Origin of the sequence: [Clostridium] celerecrescens 18A, from assembly GCF_002797975.1 — a bacterium.
GTDB lineage: Bacteria > Bacillota > Clostridia > Lachnospirales > Lachnospiraceae > Lacrimispora > Lacrimispora celerecrescens.
Genome location: NZ_PGET01000001.1, coordinates 66474 through 88739, shown reverse-complemented (window position 1 = coordinate 88739; position 22266 = coordinate 66474). Strand labels below are relative to the sequence as shown.

General features: G+C 43.9%; 20 protein-coding genes, 1 pseudogene and 1 other annotated feature. Of the genes and pseudogenes, 4 read left to right on the top strand and 17 right to left on the bottom strand.

Features of this window, described 5'->3' with window-relative positions; all coding sequences use genetic code 11:
- Window positions 1-15 precede the first annotated feature (15 nt).
- Window positions 16-537, top strand: a complete 522-nt coding sequence (locus tag H171_RS00460; RefSeq protein WP_100303391.1) for an NYN domain-containing protein — start codon at window positions 16-18, stop codon at window positions 535-537.
- A 63-nt stretch (window positions 538-600) separates the two neighbouring features.
- A complete protein-coding gene (locus H171_RS00455) occupies window positions 601-1164 on the top strand; it encodes a manganese efflux pump MntP (protein ID WP_100303390.1) in 564 nt (187 codons plus the stop codon).
- 5 nt (window positions 1165-1169) lie between these two features.
- Here H171_RS00455 and treC read toward each other — a convergent pair whose 3' ends face one another.
- From treC to treR, 3 genes are all read right to left on the bottom strand, one after another.
- The gene (treC, locus tag H171_RS00450; RefSeq protein ID WP_100303389.1) at window positions 1170-2819 is read right to left on the bottom strand and encodes an alpha,alpha-phosphotrehalase; all 1650 of its coding nucleotides are present in this window, start codon (window positions 2817-2819) and stop codon (window positions 1170-1172) included.
- Window positions 2820-4229 (bottom strand): PTS system trehalose-specific EIIBC component, encoded by a 1410-nt coding sequence (gene treP / locus H171_RS00445; RefSeq protein ID WP_100307365.1) that lies wholly within the window; start codon window positions 4227-4229, stop codon window positions 2820-2822.
- 229 nt (window positions 4230-4458) lie between these two features.
- Window positions 4459-5172 (bottom strand): trehalose operon repressor, encoded by a 714-nt coding sequence (gene treR / locus H171_RS00440; RefSeq protein WP_100042782.1) that lies wholly within the window; start codon window positions 5170-5172, stop codon window positions 4459-4461.
- 256 nt (window positions 5173-5428) lie between these two features.
- On the opposite strand from treR, the gene H171_RS00435 reads away from it, so the two are divergent.
- Window positions 5429-6760, top strand: coding sequence for an HD-GYP domain-containing protein (locus H171_RS00435; protein WP_207655164.1), 1332 nt, complete (start codon window positions 5429-5431; stop codon window positions 6758-6760).
- 42 nt (window positions 6761-6802) lie between these two features.
- Here the strand turns inward: H171_RS00435 and tyrS are convergent, their stop codons facing one another.
- A complete protein-coding gene (gene tyrS, locus H171_RS00430; RefSeq protein WP_100303388.1) occupies window positions 6803-8026 on the bottom strand; it encodes a tyrosine--tRNA ligase in 1224 nt (407 codons plus the stop codon).
- A gap of 39 nt (window positions 8027-8065) precedes the next feature.
- Window positions 8066-8322: a binding site (T-box leader), on the bottom strand.
- A gap of 314 nt (window positions 8323-8636) precedes the next feature.
- On the opposite strand from tyrS, the gene H171_RS00425 reads away from it, so the two are divergent.
- Window positions 8637-9845 carry a winged helix-turn-helix domain-containing protein gene (locus tag H171_RS00425; protein ID WP_100303387.1) on the top strand — a complete coding sequence of 403 codons (1209 nt, stop codon included), beginning with the start codon at window positions 8637-8639 and terminating at the stop codon, window positions 9843-9845.
- 80 nt (window positions 9846-9925) lie between these two features.
- Here H171_RS00425 and H171_RS00420 read toward each other — a convergent pair whose 3' ends face one another.
- The 13 genes and pseudogenes from H171_RS00420 to deoC form a co-directional block, all read right to left on the bottom strand.
- Window positions 9926-10495, bottom strand: coding sequence for a DUF6143 family protein (locus tag H171_RS00420; protein WP_100303386.1), 570 nt, complete (start codon window positions 10493-10495; stop codon window positions 9926-9928).
- A 605-nt stretch (window positions 10496-11100) separates the two neighbouring features.
- On the bottom strand, window positions 11101-11613 hold the full coding sequence (locus H171_RS00415) for a dihydrofolate reductase family protein (protein ID WP_100303385.1): 513 nt from the start codon (window positions 11611-11613) through the stop codon (window positions 11101-11103).
- A gap of 159 nt (window positions 11614-11772) precedes the next feature.
- On the bottom strand, window positions 11773-13545 hold the full coding sequence (locus H171_RS00410; protein ID WP_100303384.1) for a MutS family DNA mismatch repair protein: 1773 nt from the start codon (window positions 13543-13545) through the stop codon (window positions 11773-11775).
- Window positions 13546-13743: 198 nt separating this feature from the next.
- On the bottom strand, window positions 13744-14304 hold the full coding sequence (gene pdxT / locus H171_RS00405) for a pyridoxal 5'-phosphate synthase glutaminase subunit PdxT (protein ID WP_100307363.1): 561 nt from the start codon (window positions 14302-14304) through the stop codon (window positions 13744-13746).
- Window positions 14305-14314: 10 nt separating this feature from the next.
- Window positions 14315-15187 (bottom strand): pyridoxal 5'-phosphate synthase lyase subunit PdxS, encoded by an 873-nt coding sequence (gene pdxS / locus H171_RS00400; protein WP_186802617.1) that lies wholly within the window; start codon window positions 15185-15187, stop codon window positions 14315-14317.
- 130 nt (window positions 15188-15317) lie between these two features.
- Window positions 15318-15605 (bottom strand): annotated as a pseudogene (locus H171_RS00395) (PhoH family protein); the annotation flags it as partial.
- Between the two features lie 184 nt (window positions 15606-15789).
- Window positions 15790-16032 (bottom strand): MurR/RpiR family transcriptional regulator, encoded by a 243-nt coding sequence (locus H171_RS00390; RefSeq protein ID WP_157803081.1) that lies wholly within the window; start codon window positions 16030-16032, stop codon window positions 15790-15792.
- A gap of 414 nt (window positions 16033-16446) precedes the next feature.
- Window positions 16447-17226, bottom strand: a complete 780-nt coding sequence (locus H171_RS00385) for a DeoR/GlpR family DNA-binding transcription regulator (protein ID WP_100303381.1) — start codon at window positions 17224-17226, stop codon at window positions 16447-16449.
- A gap of 120 nt (window positions 17227-17346) precedes the next feature.
- Window positions 17347-18387: an alcohol dehydrogenase catalytic domain-containing protein gene (locus tag H171_RS00380; RefSeq protein WP_100303380.1), complete on the bottom strand. Its 1041-nt coding sequence runs from the start codon at window positions 18385-18387 to the stop codon at window positions 17347-17349.
- Between the two features lie 75 nt (window positions 18388-18462).
- Window positions 18463-19479 carry a Gfo/Idh/MocA family oxidoreductase gene (locus H171_RS00375; RefSeq protein WP_100303379.1) on the bottom strand — a complete coding sequence of 339 codons (1017 nt, stop codon included), beginning with the start codon at window positions 19477-19479 and terminating at the stop codon, window positions 18463-18465.
- A 26-nt stretch (window positions 19480-19505) separates the two neighbouring features.
- Complete coding sequence (locus tag H171_RS00370) at window positions 19506-20870, bottom strand: PTS fructose transporter subunit IIC (RefSeq protein WP_100303378.1); 1365 nt, start codon at window positions 20868-20870, stop codon at window positions 19506-19508.
- Window positions 20867-21328, bottom strand: coding sequence for a PTS sugar transporter subunit IIA (locus H171_RS00365; RefSeq protein WP_100303377.1), 462 nt, complete (start codon window positions 21326-21328; stop codon window positions 20867-20869). The genes H171_RS00370 and H171_RS00365 overlap by 4 nt, the downstream gene beginning before the upstream one ends.
- Before the next feature lie 22 nt (window positions 21329-21350).
- Window positions 21351-22049: a deoxyribose-phosphate aldolase gene (gene deoC / locus H171_RS00360; protein ID WP_100303376.1), complete on the bottom strand. Its 699-nt coding sequence runs from the start codon at window positions 22047-22049 to the stop codon at window positions 21351-21353.
- Window positions 22050-22266: the final 217 nt, after the last annotated feature.

Below are 22266 nucleotides of genomic sequence, written 5' to 3'. Positions count from 1 at the left end.
ATTAGGAGGCAAACAATGAGTTCCGAATATCTTTTAATAGACGGCTACAACATCATATTTGCCTGGCCTGAACTAAAGGAACTGGCGGAGACCAATTTGGACTCCGCCAGAACGAAACTTCAGGATATTCTATGCAATTACCAGGGTTATAAAAAATGCAATGTCATCTTGGTTTTTGACGGCTACAAGGTCAAGGGAAACCCAGGCACAGTTATAAAATACCACAACATTCATGTGATTTTTACCAAGGAAGCGGAAACCGCAGACCAGTACATCGAAAAGGTCTCCCAACAGATCGGCAGGCAGTATCAGGTGCGGGTAGCCACCTCGGACAAGTTAGAGCAGATCATCATCCTGGGAACAGGCAGCACACGCCTCTCCGCCAGGGATTTAAAAAAAGAAATCGAAGAGACGAATTCTGAGATTAAGAAGGAACATCTGGAGCGAATTCCATCAAAGAAAAACCGCCTCTTCGACAACGTAGACCCGGAGCTTTTTGAATATCTGGAGAAAATACGGCTGAATAAAAAGGATTAACTCATTCTATCCTTTTTTTCCGGGGCATATATTTATTAAGCCTATACATAGGAGGAATATCACATGTCATTACTTGAATTGTTCATCATCGCGGTAGCCTTATCCATGGATGCCTTTGCCGTATCCATCTGCAAAGGATTATGCATGCCAAAGATGAGCTGGAACAATGCAGTCACCGCAGGCCTGTATTTCGGGGGATTCCAATCCGGAATGCCGCTTTTGGGCTACCTGCTGGGATCGCAGTTTAAGGAGGCCATCACTTCCTTTGACCACTGGATCGCTTTTATTTTGCTTGGAGCCATTGGCATCAGCATGATAAAGGAATCCTTTAGCAAAGAAACGGAAGAATGTGAGGTTTCCCCCATGTCTCCCCAAAACATGATCCCTCTGGCGATAGCAACCAGCATTGATGCTCTGGCTGTGGGGGTTACTTTTGCATTCCTCCAGGTACAGATCGTTCCAGCTGTTTCCTTTATCGGAGCTACCACCTTTACCCTGTCTGTCCTGGGAGTTAAAGTAGGAAATGTTTTTGGAACACGCTATAAATCAAAAGCAGAATTTGCCGGCGGACTGATCCTGATCCTTATGGGATTTAAAATTCTGGTGCAGCATTTGTTGGAGCATTAAGCTTTTTAACAGGAATACAGCATGACTGTGCCAAAGGGGGCCAGTACAAACTTTTTCCCATTGATCTTTGGAGCGTTGTAATTGGATAACAGGATCTCCCAGTTGTCCAAGGCTTCCCTTCCTTCTATCTCCTGGTCCTTTCCGGTGAAATTTGCAAAGACCAGCAGTTTTTCTTTCTGCCAGCTTCTCTGATAGGCAAAAATCCCTTCCTGCTTAAGCGGAACCGGCTCATAGCTTCCTTCACTGATCACGTTGCAGCGTTTCCTCAGTTCAATCAGCTTCTGATAATAACAAAAGACTGAATCAGGATCAGCCAGGCTCTCCTTCACATTGATCTCCTCACAATTTTCATTGACGCCGATCCATGGGGTGCCTGTGGTAAATCCAGCCTGTTCTCCTGCCTCCCATTGCATAGGGGTCCTGCTGTTATCTCTGGACCGCTCTCTTAATACCCGGTAAATTTCTTCTTCTTTTCTTCCCTGTTCTTTCAATATTTCAAAGTAATGAAGGCTTTCCACATCACGGTACTGGGAAATGTGGGTGAAATTTGCATTGGTCATGCCGATTTCCTCTCCCTGGTAAATATAGGGCGTGCCCCGCATTCCGTGTATGACAGTAGCCAGCATCTTTGCGGTACGCTTTCTGTATATTCCATCATCGCCAAACCTGGACACGGCCCTTGGCTGGTCATGATTGCACCAGAACACCGCATTCCAACCGTTCTCTTCGTCCATGGAAGTCTGCCATGTGTGGAAAATCTTTTTCAGTTTATTGAAATCAAAGGGCATTAAAGACCATTTATCTCCGTCCTTATAATCCACCTTTAAATGATGAAAATTAAAACACATCTTAAACTGCTTTTCATCGGGATTGGTATATCGGATGCAGTGGTCAATGGTAGTAGAGGACATCTCTCCAACCGTAATGATATCATCGGCATCTAACCCTGTATCCACCACGATTTCCCTCAGATACTCATGAATCCGGGGGCCGTCGGTATAAAACCGGCGGCCGTCTCCCTCCTCATCATCCTCCCAGGCAGAAGGCTTTGAAACCAGATTAATCACATCAAACCGGAATCCCCTGATCCCTTTTTCCTTCCAGAACCGGATCACCTTTTTTATCTCTTCCCGTACCATGGGATTCTCCCAGTTTAAGTCTGCCTGGGTCTTATCAAACAAATGAAGATAATATTTCCCGACTTCCTCTGAATATTCCCATGCACTGCCGCCAAACTTTGACTGCCAGTTGGTCGGCGGATTACCCGGAGCTCCTTCCTTAAAGAAATAGTAATCCTGGAATTTCTTATCGCCGTTAAGAGCCTTTTGAAACCATTCATGACTTGTGGAGGTATGGTTAAAAACCATATCAAACATCAGCCCCATACCCAGCTCTCCGGCCTTTGCGGTCAGCCGGTCCAGATCTTCCATAGTCCCAAACAGAGGATCGATCCGGCAGTAATCCTGGATATCATACCCATTGTCATTCTGAGGAGACAGGAAAAACGGGGTCAGCCAGAGGCAATCCACTCCCAGCGTTTTTAAGTAATCCAGTTTTTCCATCACTCCCTTTAAATCTCCGATCCCGTCACCGTTGCTGTCCCGGAAGGATTTGGGATAGATCTGATAAACACATGATTTCTTAAAGCTCTCCATTTATACAATTCCTTTCTTTTTTCCGACCATAACTGTCAGTGTAAAGGGCACTGCAATGGCAATGAGCATGCACAAACCGAAGATTCCCATATACTGAGGCTGGATAGACAGGATACCTGGAATACCGCCCACACCGATGGAATTTGCCATAACATTCATTCCCACGGAAACCGTTGCAGCTATGGCGGAACCGATCATGGCAGAAAGGAACGGAAATCCCCTCTTTAAATTCACACCGAACATCGCCGGCTCCGTTACTCCCAGATAGCAGGAAATGCAGGCAGGAATGGAAATCTGCTTTGCTTCCTCATCCTTTTTCTGGAGGTACATCATGCCAAGAACTGCTGAACCCTGTGCAATATTGGATAAAGCGATCATAGGCCACAGCATCGTTCCTCCAAACTCTGCCATGAGCTGCAAGTCAATGGCATTGGTCATATGATGAAGGCCGGTAATAACAAGCGGAGCATAGACAAAGCCAAATAAGGTTGCAAAGAGCCAGCGGAAGCTGGAGGTGAGTCCTGCATAAACCACTTTTGAAATCCAGGATCCAATCGTCCAGCCAATCGGGCCTACCACTGCGTGTGCAGCGATTACCGCAAGAAGAAGGGAACAGAATGGAACCACGATCATAGAGATCGCCTGAGGCGTAATTTTCTTAAAGAACCTCTCCAGATAGACCAATACAAAGCCAGCTAAAATGGCCGGAATGACTTGAGCCTGGTAGCCGATCATCTCCATTTTCACAAATCCAAAGTCCCAGACCGGAACCTCAGCGCCTGATGCCATGGCATAGGCATTTAACAGCTGAGGAGATACAAGGGTAAGCCCCAGAACAATTCCAAGGATCTGGGTGGTTCCCATTTTTCTTGTAACAGACCAGGTGATTCCTACTGGCAGGAAATGGAAGATCGCCTCGCCAAGGAGCCAGAGAAAGCTATGAACACCTGCCCAGAACTGTGACACCTGAATGAGAGTCTGGGTCCCCCCATTCATAAGATTGATCTCTCCTATGATGTTACGGAAGCCAAGAATCAGACCGCCTACGATGATCGCCGGAATCAATGGAGCAAAAATCTCTGCGATATCCGCCACCGCCCGCTGCAAAAGGTTTAAATTCCCTTTCGCCTCTTTCTTTACTTCGTCCTTGGATACTCCTTCCACGCCGGATACGGATACAAAGTCATTGTAAAAGGACTGTACATCATTTCCAATGATTACCTGAAACTGTCCGGCTTGTGTAAAGGTACCTTTGACACTTGAAAGTGCTTCAATCAGCTTGGTATCCGCTTTTTCCGGATCAACCAGGGCAAAACGCATTCTCGTCATACAGTGGGTCACTGCACCTATATTTTCTTTTCCCCCCACATACTCTAACAGTTTCCTGGCATCGCTCTCATACTTACCCATATTCATACTCCCTTCATACATGTTTTAGACGCTCCCGAACTTATACGTTTATTTTGTGATTACACTATAACATATACGTATATCTTTGTCAATATGCAGAAAAGATAATTTAACTTGTCCGTCTGCGGGCAAGCGACGCCGCATGCAGTATTTGTACGGACCTGGTAAGATAGAGTAGGACCGTTTCAAAGGGTATATGAGAAGCGCATTCTTCTCTTCTTATTATTTATTAAAGCTTCCGGCGGGCAAAATCCACAAACTTAAACTTGTCCGGCCTGTGTCGCGATTCCGTGTACTGGAACAAGGTAGAGTCCTCCAGATACGTATAACTCTTCACAACCACCACCATATCATAACGTCCCATATCAAGGAGCCGGTAATCCTCATCCGTTGCTGTATGGACCGTGATCTCCTTCATGGCAAAGCCGATTTTAAGCCCTTGTTCATTCTCTAAATATTCATAAACAGAATCCTGGGCAGCGCGCAAAGGCAGATTCTCCACGACTTTCCTTGAAAAATAATCCTTATCAATTATGATCTTTTCCCCATCGATTTCCCGGACCCGTTCCAATACAAAGGCCTCATCCTCCGGGCCGATCTGAAGGGCTTCCATCAACTTCTTATCATTTTTTACAATTTCTAAATTCTCCACAAAGGTTCTGGGCCTGGAATCTGAATAGCGGTAGATTTCCTTAAAGCTTGCTATCTCCGATACCGGAAAATTAAACTTGCTCTTATCCAACACCTCGGCGGCCTTTCCCCTGGCTTTGCGGATGCAGCCATCTTCTTCCAAAAGCCCCAGGGCTTTGCGGACAGTGTCACGGGATGCACCGTATATCTCCATCAGCTCTCCTTCCGCCGGAAGCTTGTCTCCCGGACGGTATTCCCGCTTTTCTATTTTTTCAAGCAGCTCCTTATAAAGACGCCTGTATTTACTTTCCATAGGCCTATATCCTCACTTTACCTGTCTTTTCCATTGATTTACATATCAGTCTTTATTTTAACATATACGTATACCTTAGTCAAATAATTCAGGTTCATACAAAAAAATAAGCATACATCTATTTATTTTTTTCACATACACCTTTTCCTCTATTAAGTAGAATTAATTATGCAATAGCCGCCTTTCTTTTCTTTCCATATATGGAATGATATGGTAAACTGATTTTAGAGCAACGACTACATAGGAGGACTTAAATATGCAAATCCAATATACGAAGAGTTTTAATAATAAAGGCGTCTTAGGCATAATCCGGCGCTTCTGTAATTATATTGATCCACGGCTGACGGAACACGGTTCCCACGTGGCCTATATCATTTCCCGTATGCTGCAGGATACCGGACAATATACGAAGCAGGAGCTTCGGGATATCTGTTTTTTGGCCCAGCTTCATGATATCGGAGCATACAAAACAGAAGAAATCTCCAGGATGCTTCAATTTGAAACCGATGATATATGGGATCATTCCTTCTACGGATATCTTTTCATACGATATTTTTCTCCCCTCAAGGAATTCGCTCCTGCTGTACTCTTACACCATATCACCTGGAATTTTCTGGAACAGGGAGATGAACCCAGCACGAAATTAAAAGATCTATCACAAATCCTTCACATTGCAGACCGCATTGATGTCTCCATGTCACTGGAAAAGCGTTCCTGGGAGGAAACCCTCCAGCTGATCACCCAGGGAACGAATAACGTATTTGCCCCTCATATCGTAGATCTTGCAGACAGGCTTGACTTTAAAGATTCCATTGAAAATGAATGGAGAAAAGATTCAGAATACTTCGACTTTTTAACCAGCATTCCACTTTCCGAAGAAGAGACTACGGAATATTTGAAAATGCTGGTCTTTATCATTGATTTTAGAAGTCATTACACGGTAACCCATACCATAACCACAACCAGCATCAGCTATGAGCTTGGAAAACTCCTGTCCTTAAGTGAGGATCAATTAAACCTGGTTCTCTGCGGCTCACTGCTGCACGATCTGGGTAAAATCGCCATTCCTGTGGAAATTCTTGAGTATCCAGGAACATTAAGCCAAAAGGCCATGGAAGTCATGCGGACCCATGTAAATTTCACGGAAAAAATATTTGGCGGCAGCATTGATAAAACCATTGAGCGCATCGCACTGCGTCATCATGAAAAACTAAATGGAACCGGTTATCCGAAAAGGCTGAAAGCCGAGGATTTAACTACGGAAGAACGCCTGGTGGCCATTGCCGATATCATCAGCGCCTTAACAGGTGCCAGAAGCTATAAGGATTCCTTTCCAACAGACGACATCCTGTCCATCCTCACCCGGATGAAATATGACGGCCTCCTGGATGAATCCATTGTTGACCTGGCAGCGGAACATCTTGATGATATCCTTGATACCACCTTAATCCGGTGTAAGCCCATATTAAGCATTTATGAGAAGCTGAGAAAAGAATATGAAACTCTGCCTAAATTTGAATCTTACGATGAAAAGCTTCACTTTGCGCTTACCTTAAGAGATCCTGAGCTTTTGCCGTCCTGGCCATGAAGCATAAAAAATCCGGCTGGAACCAGCCGGATATATTTTTTCTTATTTAGCAATTACTCTTACAAACTTTTTCTTACCGCGTTTTACGATCATCCCATCTCCGGAAAACTGTTCTTTTGCAAAAACGGCTTTCACATCGGAAACAGTTTCGCCTTCTACGGTTACTCCTCCCTGTTCCACATTGCGTCTTGCTTCGGAACGGGTAGGAGCCAGACCGGATTTCTGTAGAATGGCCAGGATGTCAATGCTTCCGTCCGTAAAATCTGCCTCTTCCAGCTCACAGGTCGGCATATCTGCCGCATTGCCGCCGGTAAACAGCGCTCTGGCACTCTCTCTTGCTCTTTCCGCTTCCTCTTCCCCATGAACCAGATTGGTCAGCTCATAGGCAAGGATTTCTTTTGCTTCATTTAACTGGCTGCCTTCCCAGCTGTCCATCTCGTTAATCTGCTCAATGGGAAGGAAGGTAAGCATACGCAGGCATTTTAACACATCTGCATCGGCAATGTTTCTCCAGTACTGGAAAAAGTCAAAAGGAGTCGTCTTTTCCGGATCAAGCCATACAGCGCCGGACTGGGTTTTCCCCATCTTATTTCCCTCGGAATTTAGTAGCAGGGTGATGGTCATTGCATGAGCATCTTTTCCCAGCTTCCGGCGGATCAGCTCTGTGCCGCCAAGCATATTGCTCCACTGGTCATCTCCTCCAAACTGCATGTTGCAGCCGTAACGGTTGAACAGCTCATAGAAGTCAAAGCTCTGCATGATCATGTAGTTGAATTCCAGGAAGCTTAAGCCTTTTTCCATACGCTGCTTATAGCATTCCGCGGTCAGCATGCGGTTGACGGAAAAATGGGGGCCAACCTCTCTGAGGAAATCAATGTAATTTAAGTTAAGAAGCCAGTCTGCATTATTAACCATAAGAGCCTTTCCTTCCGAAAAGTCGATAAAACGGCTCATCTGCTTTTTAAAACAGTCACAGTTATGCTGGATCGTTTCCACTGTCATCACCTGCCGAAGGTCGCTTCTTCCGGAAGGATCTCCAACCATACCGGTTCCGCCTCCGATCAGGGCGATGGGCTTATTGCCTGCCTCCTGAAGGCGCTTCATTAAGCACAGGGCCATAAAATGACCAACGTGAAGGCTGTCGGCCGTGGGATCAAATCCGATGTAAAATACGGCTTTTCCTTCATTTACCATTTTGCTGATTTCTTCTTCATTCGTCACCTGGGCGATCAGGCCGCGGGCTTTCAATTCGTCATAAATTTTCATCATTATTCTCCTTTTTCATAAAAATAAGCCCCGTCCTATCAAAAGGACGAGGCTGAAGTCTCGTGTTACCACCTTAAGTTTATAAACAGCTCACGCTGTTTACCTCTTTAAGTACCTGATGCGATACTCTAGCACAATAACGGGTGCGGGAATCCGTCGCAGCCTACTTGGCATCAAAGCCGTTTGGTGCGAAGCTCAAAGATGTATTCACAACCCGTATCCCACGCGCCTCTCATCTGCCGGCTGCTTTCTGTGTGGTCCATCGTACTGCTACTTGTTCTTATCAACGCTTTTACTTGTTTATGAAGTTATTGACTAGTATATGTTGTTTTGTTTTATTTGTCAAGAGGGTTTTTTTCATTTTTTATTGGTCCGGATATGACAAAAAATGAATTGATTCCATGCAGGTAACCCGAAAGAAATGAAGCAATTATTAAGATTGGGATTACTTAGCAAACAAACGAAAGATTGTAGGTTTACACGATATGAAGTTATGGAATATAGTAAAAAATTTTGGATTATGGTAGAATGGATGCATCTAGAAATCTGAACATCACTGCAACAAAAAAGAGTAAAATAACGAATCCGGAAACAAACTGGGAGAAAACTTATGATCACGTTAACTAACAAACAGGCAAGAAATTTTATGCTTCTCAAACACGGGCTTCTGGGCGATCACAAATTTAACGGAAAACAGGGCGTCTTTGAATTTGTGCGCCAGGCAGGCTGTATTCAGTTTGATCCGGTTGATTCCTGTGGAAAGAATGCGGAGCTTACGCTGCAGTCCCGTGTCAAAGACTTTACGAAGCAAACGCTTTATGAACTGCTGTATAACGACCGAATACTTGTGGATTATCCCGATAAAAATCTTTCCATCATTCCCACAGAAGACTGGCCGTATTTTGAACGTTATCGGAATGCTGCACGGGAAGGCGGACGGCGTTTCAAAGAACTGAGGGAGCTGGAATCAAGCACGAAGGATTACATCCAGGCGAACGGATCGGTCGGCTCTGATAATCTCCCCATAAAAGGCAGCATACACTGGCACTCTTCCATTCATTGGAGCGGTAATTGGAGCGGCGATACCAACGCGTCACGGGCGGTGCTGGAGCAGTTATATTCTACCGGTGAGCTGATCATTCACCATAAAAAAGGATCTCGGAAGTATTACGACCTCACCCATAAACATCTGCCTGCCGAACTCCTCGACATTCCTGACCCGCTGCCGGATGAATTTGAGCATCAAAAATGGCGTATTCTTCGGCGGATAGGCGCGGTAGGGCTTCTATGGAATCGTTCTTCCGATGCATGGTTAAATATTTGGGGGCTTAAAACTCCTCAAAGAACTGAAATGTTCAAAGAATTGCTTGACGAAGGGAAAATTCTGCAAGTCAGTGTAGACGGCTTAAAAGATATTCTTTTCTGCCAGGCAGAGGATTTATCTCTTATAGATACTGTACTACAAACCGATACTTATAAACCACGCTGTGAACTGATTGCACCGCTTGACTGCATGATGTGGGACAGAAAGTTGATCCGTGCATTATTTGACTTTGAATATACCTGGGAAATCTATACTCCGGCTGACAAACGTAAATATGGTTTTTATGTTTTACCGATGCTTTATGGCAACCGTTTTATCGGACGTCTGGAAGCAGTCGCTGACATAAAGAAGAGTACGCTGGTTATCAAAAACATCTGGTATGAGGATGGAATCAGGCAAACAAAAAAGCTACAGGAAGCCATTATTGGCTGTTTGAAACGATTTGCTAAGTTTAATGAGTGTGATGTAATTGATTTTGCGTATCTGGATGTATGACTGCATTGCTCCTTTTAAATGCTCTCAACGCTGAAAGGAAGCGAAGGGCAATGCCTTCGCTTCCATCGGTATCAGCCGTTTCATATAATACACGTTTCATAAATGCTTTCTTCCCACCAGCCAAAAGCTATCCTACCTGAGGCAGACGAGGTGGGAGCTTCCGGAGTAGACAGGAATATCAATAAAGAACCTCCGGGCGGGAATATTAATTTACCATTTTCAGTCTCAACTAATGTTGTTTCCGGTTGAGCTCTGCGAACAAACGCTTTTATGCCTCCTGATGGATCCCCCTCAACGTTTGAGGCATACTGTAGCTTTATTTTTGTTTTTGGTAGAGGAATAATGGCAGTATTGGTAGGCGTTACCAAATCCGAATCTGTTGGTGTGCCCGGTGGAGTTGCATTGAACCAGAACTGGGCGCGGTAAGGTGCTTCCGAAATATCTGTAACAGTCCATACATTTACATATAAGTTAACCCGAGAGTGACTCGGATTATATAACCTCGCCCACGCGCTTGTATTGTTGCCAAAAGTTAAGTTATCTGCATAGCCAATAAAGTATACCCCTTGCAGAGACTTGTAGAGTTCTATTGAAACATCCACCTTTTTGGGTAATATGCACGTATCATGACTGCATATATAGTTATCCATATTACCACATCACCTTTCTGAATTATTTACTGTTTAACAGGCTGGCACTGAATCAGCCAATATATACTATGCTGCAGCAATTAGATCATTTCATTCAATGGCAATACTATTCCTTGTTCAATGGACTGGTAGAGAGGAAGCAAGTATAGAAAAATAGTAAGCGTCAAATTGACGCTTACTTCTATTATAATATTAAAGCGGGCTGTCAAAACTTTGAGTAATATTTTCACAAACTTTTCACAAATTCAACAAACTTTTATCATAACTTTCCATTATAGTATCATCGTAAGTAGGCTAACAGCCTTTTACATAAATCTACTTCATAAAGCCGGCAGGATCTCTCACTCTTGTCGGCCTCTCAATAATTTTTTCAGCTTTATTTCAGCAAATCATGATATCCTATTTAAGAACAGACATTTCATGTTCATACTTCTGCCGATGAAATCTTCCCCAGGTTTTGTCGGCTACTCTCTTTTTTGGACAGTACTCTGGAAACAAAAAAGACTACTAACCTAATACAAAAGTTTGTAGTCTTGGAATTTATAGATTGGAATTTATATGACCAACTATGGTAAAGGCAAGGGATTTTGAAAAGCTGCTACGAACTATATTTTACTATAAATTAATTCTGCAAATTGTCCGTATTTTTTTACTTCTTTTAAGCAAAATCGCTTTAACCCTTCTTTTTGTGAAAATATTGGTATTCCCCTCCCTAATAACACAGGGGCGATCTGAATTATCATGGTATCAACCAAATGATGATCAAGCAGAGGGGCCAATATTGTATTTCCTCCGATAATCCAAATATTTTTATCCCTCTCTATTTGTTTCACGAATTCAACAACATCACACTTTATAGGAATAAATTCCTTAGCCGATAAGCTTTCAGCATGTGTAAAAACATAATTTTGAGTAATAGGATAAATACCGCCGATTTCTCCTATGTTTTTTATTTCATTAAATGTTCTTTTACCCATTATAGTAATATCCATGTTTTTGTAGAAGCTTTCATAACCAGTTTCTTCTATTGTGCCAGTTTGATAAAGCCAATCCAGGTTATGGTTTTTGTCAGCAAGATAACCATCCAAAGTAATGCAACCGTAAAAAAACACACTCATTTTTTAACCCTCCTTTGATTAATTCCTGTTTAGTAATATAATATCGTCATAAAGATTTTGCATTAGAAAAATACTTCACGGCCTTTGATAGGCAGTCTGATCTTCCGGGAATGTCTATTGGAGCTATTAATGATTCCCAATCTAATCAATATTGTTTGCTTAAATAATACCAACTTTTTTAAGAAGAAATTGTGCGTTGGTTGTTTCCGATACTCCTTTTTTCATTTTATAATCAAAGATAATATCGTTATTAGAATATCGTTCATTAAAACAATAATTATTAATACGGAGGTATGCACTTTCTAATTTACAAACCTCTAAATCATGTGTCGTAATGATACCGCATATTCCAAGTATATGAAGTTTTTGAAGAACACCTTCTGCTCCTTTCAACCTGTCAACAGAGTTTGTGCCCCGAAATATTTCATCAATCAGGAATAGTATATTCTCATTCACCTGCGCTGCATCTATAATTTCTTTAATTCGCTTTAGTTCCGCATAGAATGTGGAAATTTCTTCTGTTAATGCATCCACTATACGCATAGAAGTCATTACTTTCATCCTTGAAAATATCATATGATCTGCACATACATAACTTCCTGTACTCGCTAAAATCATATTAATTCCCACAGTTCTCATAAATGTGGTTTTTCCAGACATATTGGAGCCGGAAATAATAAAAATATGATTGTCTAGTTCCAAATCGTTGCTAACCCTATTATTATTGTTTAAAAGGGGGTGTCCTAAATTTTTAGCCCTTATGGTATTCGGCTGTGGGGAAATTATAGGAAGGCCAGTAACAGTGCAATTACGGGGCAGATTTGCCAAACTCAACAAGCTTTCCAATTCCCCCATAGTGGAAAACCACATAGCCACTGAATCACCATGCTTACGTTTCCAGATATCTAAATCCACGGCATTTTTATAATCCCATAGCCATATAGCATTCAAAAAGAGACAAGCAATTCCATTTTGCCGTTGACTGATATTACTTGATATCTTTGATAAATCTTGTATTGCCTCTTTAGCCGAGTGCAAAATTGATTTGATCTTCTTTAACCGAGAAGAACAAAATTCCTTTTCCACAATTTCCTGAATAACATCATCATATCTAAATATTTTATAAGGGATTTTCCTCATTATTCCTACATATCTATTTGCTCTAAGAAAGCCAATTCCCCAAAGGAAAAGTTGAAACAAAATCAGTGAACCTGCAACAAGTATACCGTATCTGTTCTTTGTTAATATAGAAAAAATGATTGACCCACAAGTGAGTACACGGAAAATATCCAGCAAACGTTGTAAAAGCTTACTTTTGATGAAGGTATTTTTACACTCCAATTCTGAAATAAGCGTGGGAAATGACCTATCTATACCGATTTTTGAAAAGTAGTATTCTAAGTGACTACTCCAGGGATAATCATCGCTCAATTCTGAAATTGACTCTTGCCTCATTTGTATATCCTTTGTTGAATAATTAGGATTTAACAAGTCTTGAGCAAACCTTAATCTTCCATAATAAGTGTTTGTACTGTTCAAAAACTGAAACAAGGAGTTCCTGCCAACAATATCTAAATCCATTGCATAGCTATGGTTATAATCAATAAACTCTTCCCCTATGTCATCGAATGTTCTCCATTCTCCTGACATGCGGCACAAGTTCTTTTTTGCAATAGCAATAAGACCCTCCTCATATGCGATACGTTGAAATAGTTTTCTATGATAGATGCAGGCAATTATAAAAAAGACCGCTTCTACTAACAACAATACAATAAATCTTAATGGAAAATGATTTGTCCATGCATTATAAATGGTATACCCCAGCATAACTATCCAAATCAATTTGAATCTACCTACTATATCAGCTAATTTATCGTATTCTTCGTGTTCTGATTCTCTTTGACGTATTTCAAGTTCGTATGTTTGATACATAAGTAATGGTCTCCAATATAAAGATTCAAATATTATATTTTATTATACGAGATAACAAGTGATTATAAAACATTATTTCCATTTTTTCCTACCCTGTCCCTTTTTTGCACTTCCCTTAATGCAGCCCCCGCGTTATGTGGCATACTTCATTTAGTTCTTTTTGTTGTTACTCAACAAAACCTTCTCACAACAATTTATTTATCTACACATGTGTAAAAAGTAAGAATGAACGGTCGTATCTTCCGTCAACTCCGGATGGAACGCACAAGCAAGCATATTCTTTTCCCGGGCAGCTACGATTTTTCCATCAACCTTTGCCAAAACCTCCACCCCCTGGCCAGCATCAGCAACATATGGCGCACGGATAAACACCATTGGAATGATTCCAGTGCCGCCAAATTTTGATTCAGTTTTGAAACTGGCCAGCTGTCTCCCGTATGCGTTGCGCTCCACTGTAATGTCCATACAAGCAAGATGGCTTTCTCCTCCGATAACCGTCTTCGCCAGCAGAATCATACCGGCGCAAGTACCCATCACAGGGATTCCTCTCTGAATCATTTGAAGAATTGGCTCCTTTAATTCTGATTCCCTCATCAACTTTTCCATCACCGTGCTTTCGCCGCCGGGCAGAATTAAGCCACTTATTGCTTCGGTAAAATCTGCCCGCTGCCGGATTTCAAAGCTGTCTGCCCCTAGTTTGGACAACATCTTTTCATGCTCTGTAAACGCCCCCTGCAGGGCAAGTATTCCAATCCTCATGGCATTCACTCTACTTTCCACGTTCCGCCATCAAAAGGGCGATTTCCTGCTCGTTGATACCTACCATCGCTTCGCCCAAGTCTTCGCTAAGTTCTGCGATTAACTTTGCATCATTAAAATTGGTAACAGCTTTTACAATGGCGGCGGCACGTTTTTCTGGATTGCCGGATTTAAAGATACCAGAACCCACAAACACACCTTCCGCTCCCAGCTGCATCATCAGCGCGGCATCAGCAGGTGTCGCCACGCCTCCGGCGGCAAAGTTCACCACAGGAAGTTTGCCGTTCTGTGCCACCCATTTTACCAGATTCAATGGGGAAGCCAGTTGTTTCGCGGCTTCAAATAATTCATCCGCCCGCAATGCAGTGAGTCTCCGTATTTCGCTTTGAATTTTCCGCATATGCCGCACGGCCTGCACTACATCGCCAGTCCCTGGCTCGCCCTTAGTACGAATCATCGATGCGCCCTCGGCAATGCGGCGCAATGCTTCTCCTAAGTCTTTCGCACCGCAGACAAAGGGGGCGCGGAATTTGGTTTTGTCAATGTGATAGATGTCATCTGCCGGAGAAAGCACTTCGCTTTCGTCTATGTAGTCGATTTCGATGGCCTCCAGAATTTGCGCTTCCACAAAATGCCCAATGCGTACTTTTGCCATTACAGGAATGGAAACCGATGCCTGAATCCCTCTAATCATTTTAGGGTCGCTCATCCGGGAAACGCCGCCTGCTGCCCGAATGTCGGCGGGAATCCGCTCCAAAGCCATCACCGCACATGCACCCGCTTGTTCCGCTATTCGCGCTTGTTCCGGGGTGATGACGTCCATGATTACGCCGCCCTTTAGCATTTGAGCCAGATTTTTATTGAGTTCATATTGCTCTGACATAATAAATCCTCCTGGTATCTTGGGTCTAAGTTAATATCCTTATTATGCCCCAAAACTGGTCTTATCGAAAGTACCAGTTAATGTTTATTTAAAAATACCAGTTAGATATTAGAGCAACTGCTAATCCGTATTACATCCTTTGAGCCGCGTCCAAGGCCAGATCGGAGCGCACGCATTCATCAGGGAACATCGCAAGCTGAACACTGAGCGGGCTGCCCTTCATCCGCTCTGCTGCATAGGAAAGACCATTGGTGCGCTCATCCAGAAGAGGATGGTCTATCTGAGCCGGATCTCCCAGCAAAATGACTTTAGTGCCCTTGCCCACGCGGGTAACAATTCCTTTCACCTGCCGCGGAGTCAGATTCTGTGCCTCGTCGATAATAAGCCATGTATCGGTGATGGAACGGCCGCGCATGAAAACTGTCCCAGAGAGAATGAGGCATTTTTAGCATAAATAAAGATGCTTTTTGCCTCCTGAATAGACCTGATAGCACATTCAAACTCCGATGTATCCAGCTGCTCCAGGGTCTTTTGTATGCAATGCTGCTGCCGCAAGAGCCAATTTTGCAGAGTGAATCCTGCATCCTGCAAAAGCGTTGCAGCTATTTTTGCACAGGCTTGTGTTCCGTACTTTGCTGTATTACTACATGCTTAAGCTCCTTAAAATCCTTGCAGCCCACATGACGTGCAAAACGGGAAACCGTGGCAACCGACAGTCCCAAACAGGCTGACAGCTGACCGATGGTCATAAATAAAAATACGTCGGTATGGCTGCTGATATATTCTATAATTTTTTGATCTGCGCTGGTCAGTTCTTCCGGCAAAGCCGGAAAATGCAGCTGCATAAAGCCACCTCCTTTACACTGCGGATACTTCTTAATCATGCAGCCTTATTGAGTCACTTCCAGTATAAATGCACTATGTAAACTTATCCATCAAACTGAAGTAAAATGAAAGTAAACTTTCTCAGTATGCAAATATGAAGGACAATTCAGGAAAATGGTAATTCATGTCTGCGGCTTATTGTTTATTTGGCTATGTGGGATTCGAAAAGAAAGAAGAATGGAGGAAGCGGCCTTGTAAGCTGTTATTTGCTATTAGAAACCAAAATATTTTTGATTGATGTAATTATTATGCGAAAAGAACAAGCAGAAATAACGATGCTGGGCTACAGTTTTTATCACACACCCCACTGCAGCCCAGCTTTTTTAAGAACAAATGATTGAGGCGGAAGTGTAATTTTCTAGCTCCACTCTCTTTTATTCAGCAATTACCAATTCAATACCACTGTCTTCTATGCTTTCTTTATATGCCTTACTGATCGCTCCATCCGTAATGATCACATCTATCTGATTACTTTCCGCAAAGGTCACAAACGAATTCCGGCCGATTTTATCACTGCTTCCCAGGATGAAAACCTTATCCGATATTGACACAAGAAGCTTTTTCATCTCCGCCTGTCCCACGTCCGGGGTTGTCGCACCCTTTGCCAGAGTAAAACTGTTTGTACCCATAATTGCCTTGTCCACAACCAGATCCTGAAACGGTGCGGTACCAAAGCTGCCTATGGTACAATTATAATGCTTGCGGATGACACCTCCGATGAAATAAACCGTAACATCCTCAAACTGGTCAAGCAGAGCGGCAATGCTTAAGTCGTTGGTTACGACGCGAAGATCCTTTTTAGTACCCAGATGCTTGGCAAATGCATAACAGGTACTGCCTGTATCCACCGCTATCGTATCCCCGTCATCAATGAACTTTACTGCCTCCCTGGCTATCGCCTCCTTGCATTCGGTAGCTTCTCCCCGCTTTTGAGGCTCTATCTCAAATGCCGACTTGGATATCCGCATTGCCCCGCCATGGGTCCTGAGCAGAAGCTTTTCGTTCTCCAGATCTCTTAAATCGCTTCGGATTGTTGCACCTGATACATTGAACAGTTCACTTAAATAGGCTACCGTCACCTTCTCGGTCTCCTGCAGTAAATTCAAAATCATCTGCTTTCGTTCTTCCATAAATACGGTTTCTTTTTCATTCATTTGGCTTCACCCCTGTTTTTACTATATCTAATATACTATAAATTACCGGAAAAATAAAGTCAGGAGTAGGCCAATTGTCAATCGGATATTGCAATCCGCTTCGCTGCCTGCTTGATGAGGTTAAAATCGTATCACATGCTTGAGTCCGCTGGATTTTATCGCTTCATGAAACGCCTTCTGATAATCGCCTATCTCATAGACATGGGTAACCAGCTGCTTTAAGTCGATAACACCGTCTGCCGCAAAATCCAGGACTTTGCGGTACTGGCTTAAGCTGGCTCTGGTGCTTCCATGGATACTGATCTGCTTATAGTGGATCAGGTTTGAATTGATTGAAACCAGCTCCCGGTCTTTTGGCAAGCCTCCAAAGAACAAAACTCTGCCGAACAAGCCTGCCAGTTCGATGGCCATGGACTGCATTTCTCCCGACGGACAGGCAACAATAATCACGTCCGCCCCCCGGTTTTTCGTCAGACGCATCACCGTCTCACGCAGGGAATCTGCCTCTATGGTATGCATATACGGATACAAAGACTTACAGTAAGCCAGGCGTTCCGCAGACAGATCATTCATCATGACCATGCCTGCTCCCTGCATCTTTGCCAGCATTCCATGCATCAGACCGATCGGTCCTGCTCCGATAACCAGCACTTTATCCCCGGGATGAATTCCAGCCTGCTTTTGTCCGTTGTACACACAGGAAAGCGGTTCTGCCACAGCCGCTTCGTCATAGCCCATGTGGTCCTCCAGTATTTTGATGTTTCCCTGGATAACCGCCGCTTTCGGAATTCTGACATATTCGGCAAAACCCCCGTCTAAGTTGATTCCAAGTGCCTGATAATCCGCGCACAGATGGGTATTGCCGGACACACAGCTGTCACAGGTTCCGCAGCCCATATTGGGGGCTACGGCAACTCTCATTCCGGGGCGATAGCCCCGTACATGTTTGCCAACCTGTTCAATGATCCCGCTGATCTCATGTCCGATGATCAGCGGATGATCTTTATCGATTCCTGATGCACCGTTTTTGTACATCCGGATATCGGTTCCGCAAAGCGCTGCACTCTTTGTCTTTATCAGAACTTCATCCTCGGTTATTACAGGTTCATTTACGTCTTCCAGACGCAGATCCTCTTTTCCATATAATCTTATCGCTTTCATAAATACTCCCTTATATTTCTACACTCTCTGCTTCTGCAGTACGTTCCTTGGGGTAAAATTCCTGCAGCATGCACCTTACAGTTTCACAATCTCTCCGGTGACAATGGATTCATTTCCTGCATTGACCACCTTTACGGCCATCAAACCGTCCTTCCCTGTCACTTCCGGTTCCCGGTCATTTAAAATCGCCTGGATAAAGCTGATGTCTTCATTGATATAAGCCTCCCGGAACAGATGGGTCCAGCTGTTCACAACATCCATATTACCGCCGTTATTTTTGGTATAAATGACTGTGGACTTATCCTTTAGCTCCCCTAATGTGATCAGTCCTCTGGTTCCCAGGATTTCCACGCGCGCATCGTATCCATAGCCCACTCCCTGGGCGCCGTCAATGCTTCCCAGAATGCCATTGTCAAACTTTGCATTCAGTATGACGTTATCATAAAAATCAGGGAACTCCTCTTTCGCCTCCACGCACCTATAATTCCCCGCCACCGCGTATACGGTTTGAAATTCTCCCTTTGTAAACCAGCGGAGCGTGTCGATGTCATGGCTGTTTACTTCTGCAAGGGGGCCGTTGCTCTTTTTAATATCATACATCCATGGCTTGGGTATGCTGGGGCCCCTTGTGAGAGATTTAACAAGCACCACATCACCGATCCCCCCTTCCTCCACAAGCTTCTTCCCATAGACGAAGCTGTCATCAAATCTCCGCATGAACCCGATTTGCAGCTTGACGCCGTTTGCCTTTGCGGCATCAATCATCTCCTCGCACTCTTTCTCATTCATGGCCATTGGCTTTTCGCAGAGAATGTGCTTCTTTGCATTCGCTGCCGCTATTACAATCTCATGATGAAACACGGTGGGCGTGACAACGACTACGGCATCGATCTCATCATTATTCAGTGCTTCCCTATAATCCGTATAATACAGTGAAATCTCCAGTTCCTTCACCGCCGCCTGGCACGCTGCTTCCGAAGGATCACAGACTGCAGCCATTTTCGCATACGGTACTCGGGATACGAAATTTCTGGCATGAATCATTCCTGCACGCCCTGCGCCTATCAAACAGATATTTATTATGTCTCTCATCCTTATTTCCCCTCACCGCTGTCAAATCAGCGTTTCTTTAAAAAGCTTACCAAAACTCCGGATATAATCGTTCCTGCGATAATTGCCACAAGGTAGAGCGGCAGATTGGAAACTGCCCCCGGAATAACAAATACAAAGGCTCCGCCATGAGGAACCGCAAGCCCGCAGTTAAAAATCATGGAAAGCGCTCCGGTTACCGCAGCTCCTATGGTAACAGAAGGAAGTACGCGGACCGGATCGGCTGCCGCAAAGGGGATTGCCCCCTCGCTGATAAAAGAAGCTCCCAAGATCCAGGCCGTCTTTCCCGACTCAATCTGGTCCGTGGTATAGCGATCCTTCGCAATGATGGTGGAAAGTGCCATCGCTAACGGAGGAACCATACCCGAGGCCATTACCGCCGCCATAACCGGTGCCGTCTCTCCCGGAGACAAGGTCGTTAAAGACGCAACTCCAAAGAAATAAGCTGCCTTTCCGATGGGCCCGGCTAAATCTACCGCCATCATTGCCCCAAGAATCAATCCCAGAAGAGCAGAATTCACACCGGATAAGCTGTTTAAAAACTCTGTGATCCAGACATTCAGCGCCTTAAACGGAGTGCCGATGATAAAAATCATGGTAAGCCCTACAATTACAGACGACAAAAACGGTACGATCAAAACAGGCATCAGGCCTTCCAGGCCCTTTGGCATTTTGATCACCTTTTTTAAGAATAATGCCGAGTATCCGCCTAAAAATCCACCGATCAGCGCTCCTAAAAATCCCGCATTCAATGTGCTGGCTAGCATACCACCCACCATACCAGGCAGCAGGCCGGGCCGGTCTGAGATGGAGTGTCCGATAAATCCTCCCAGAATCGGGAACATGAGAGCCATGCAGACTCCGCCGCCAATCATGCTGAAGGCTTGTGCAATCGGTCCCTCCGAATGGATGCCGCCGAATGCAAAAGAAAGGGCAATACAGATGCCTCCCGCCACAACAAAGGGAATCATATAGGAAACACCTGCCATCAGATGTTTGTAGACACTGACCTTTTGTTTCGTATTTTGCGCTGCATTTGTGTCCATACCTGCCTCAGCGTTCTTGTAAATATATGTACTTGCCAGTGCCTTCTCAATGATCTCACCGGCCTTGTTGATGCCGTCCTCCACATTGGTCTCATACAGACGTTTTCCATGAAACCGTTCCTTATTGACACCGGTATTGGCTGCAATAAGTACTGCGTCCGCTGCGGCAATGTCTTCCGCTGTAAGTATATTTTCCGCACCAATGGACCCTTGTGTCTCAACCTTGATCTCGTGCCCCATGACCTTAGCTTCCATCATAAGTTTCTCTGCAGCCATATAAGTATGTGCGATTCCTGTGGAGCAGGAAGTAATTGCTACTAATTTCATAAAGAAACCCCCTCTTCTAAAATAATGAACAGTTGTTTTTTATCCTTACATGTCAGTAAACGGCTTCTGAATTCTTCATGCATCAGGCTTCTTGCCAGCTTTGCCAATATCTTTAAGTGCAGATCGTCTGTGGTGTCCGGAACTGCAATCAAAAAGATCAAAGATGCAAGGCTCCCATCTGGAGCATTGAAATCCACACCGTCTTTGCTCTTGGCAAAAACCAGGGCTGGCCTCTTGACTGTGTGACTCTTACCATGAGGAATTGCCACCTGCATGCCGATTCCCGTAGGTCCGACCGCCTCCCGCTCCATTACTGTCTCCAGAAAGACCGCTTCGTCTTCAATCCGGCCGTCTGCCTTTAGCAGGGCAATCATGTCAGTCAGACATTTCTCCTTATGACCTGCTGATAAATCCGTGATCATTAAATCCTCATTAATTAAAGCTGAAATTTTTAGCATGTTTGTTCCCCACCCTCATCGTTTAATAGCCGGACTTCAAAGCTTCACGGTAGCCTTCCAGTATGTTAAAGCTGCTGCTGGTGCCGATGCGCTCAGCTCCCGCTTCAATCATCTGCCTGCAGGTTTCCCAGTCCCGTATTCCTCCTGCTGCCTTCACTTTGATCTCTTCTCCTACAGCCTCTTTCATCAGCCTTACATCTTCTACAGTGGCCCCGCTTGTTCCAAACCCGGTAGAGGTCTTTACAAAATCAGGCTTTACTTTATTGGCAATCTCCGCTGCTTTACGGATCTCATCTTTTTCAAGATAGCAGTTTTCAAAGATAACTTTGCTTAAGACACCCGCTTTTCGGCAGATATCGCAGATCCGTCTCATCTCTTCTTCTATGTAATCGTAATTACCGTTTTTTAGTTCCCCGATATTGATTACATAATCAATTTCATCCGCCCCATGCAAAATCGCATCCTGTGTCTCGAAACACTTTGTCTCAATGGTTGTCTGTCCCAAAGGAAATCCTATTGCGGCCCCCACATGGACCGGAGTATCCTTTAACAGGGATTTACAATAGGCAACCGGTGAGGAGTTAATCGCAACCATCTTAAAACCATTCTCTTTTGCCTCCCTGCACAGCAGGTCAAAATCAGCTTTTACCGCACCGGCTTTTAAACAGGTATGGTCAAAGAGATTTGCCAGCTTTGCTTCCGTTAACTCACTTAGCTTCATTCTTTCATTTCCTTTCTATTTGTTTTTGTTTAGTTTCATATCTCATTTTAATATTATCACATTTTCTCTATTTGTCAATAATATACTTTCATATATTTTTACTTTCTTCCCTTTCATTTTACTTCAACCAACTTCATTGTTGCGTATTGATGGAATGCAATGTTAAAATAAACAAAAAAACAGCCCCGTCCTATCAAAAGGACGAGGCGAAAGTCTC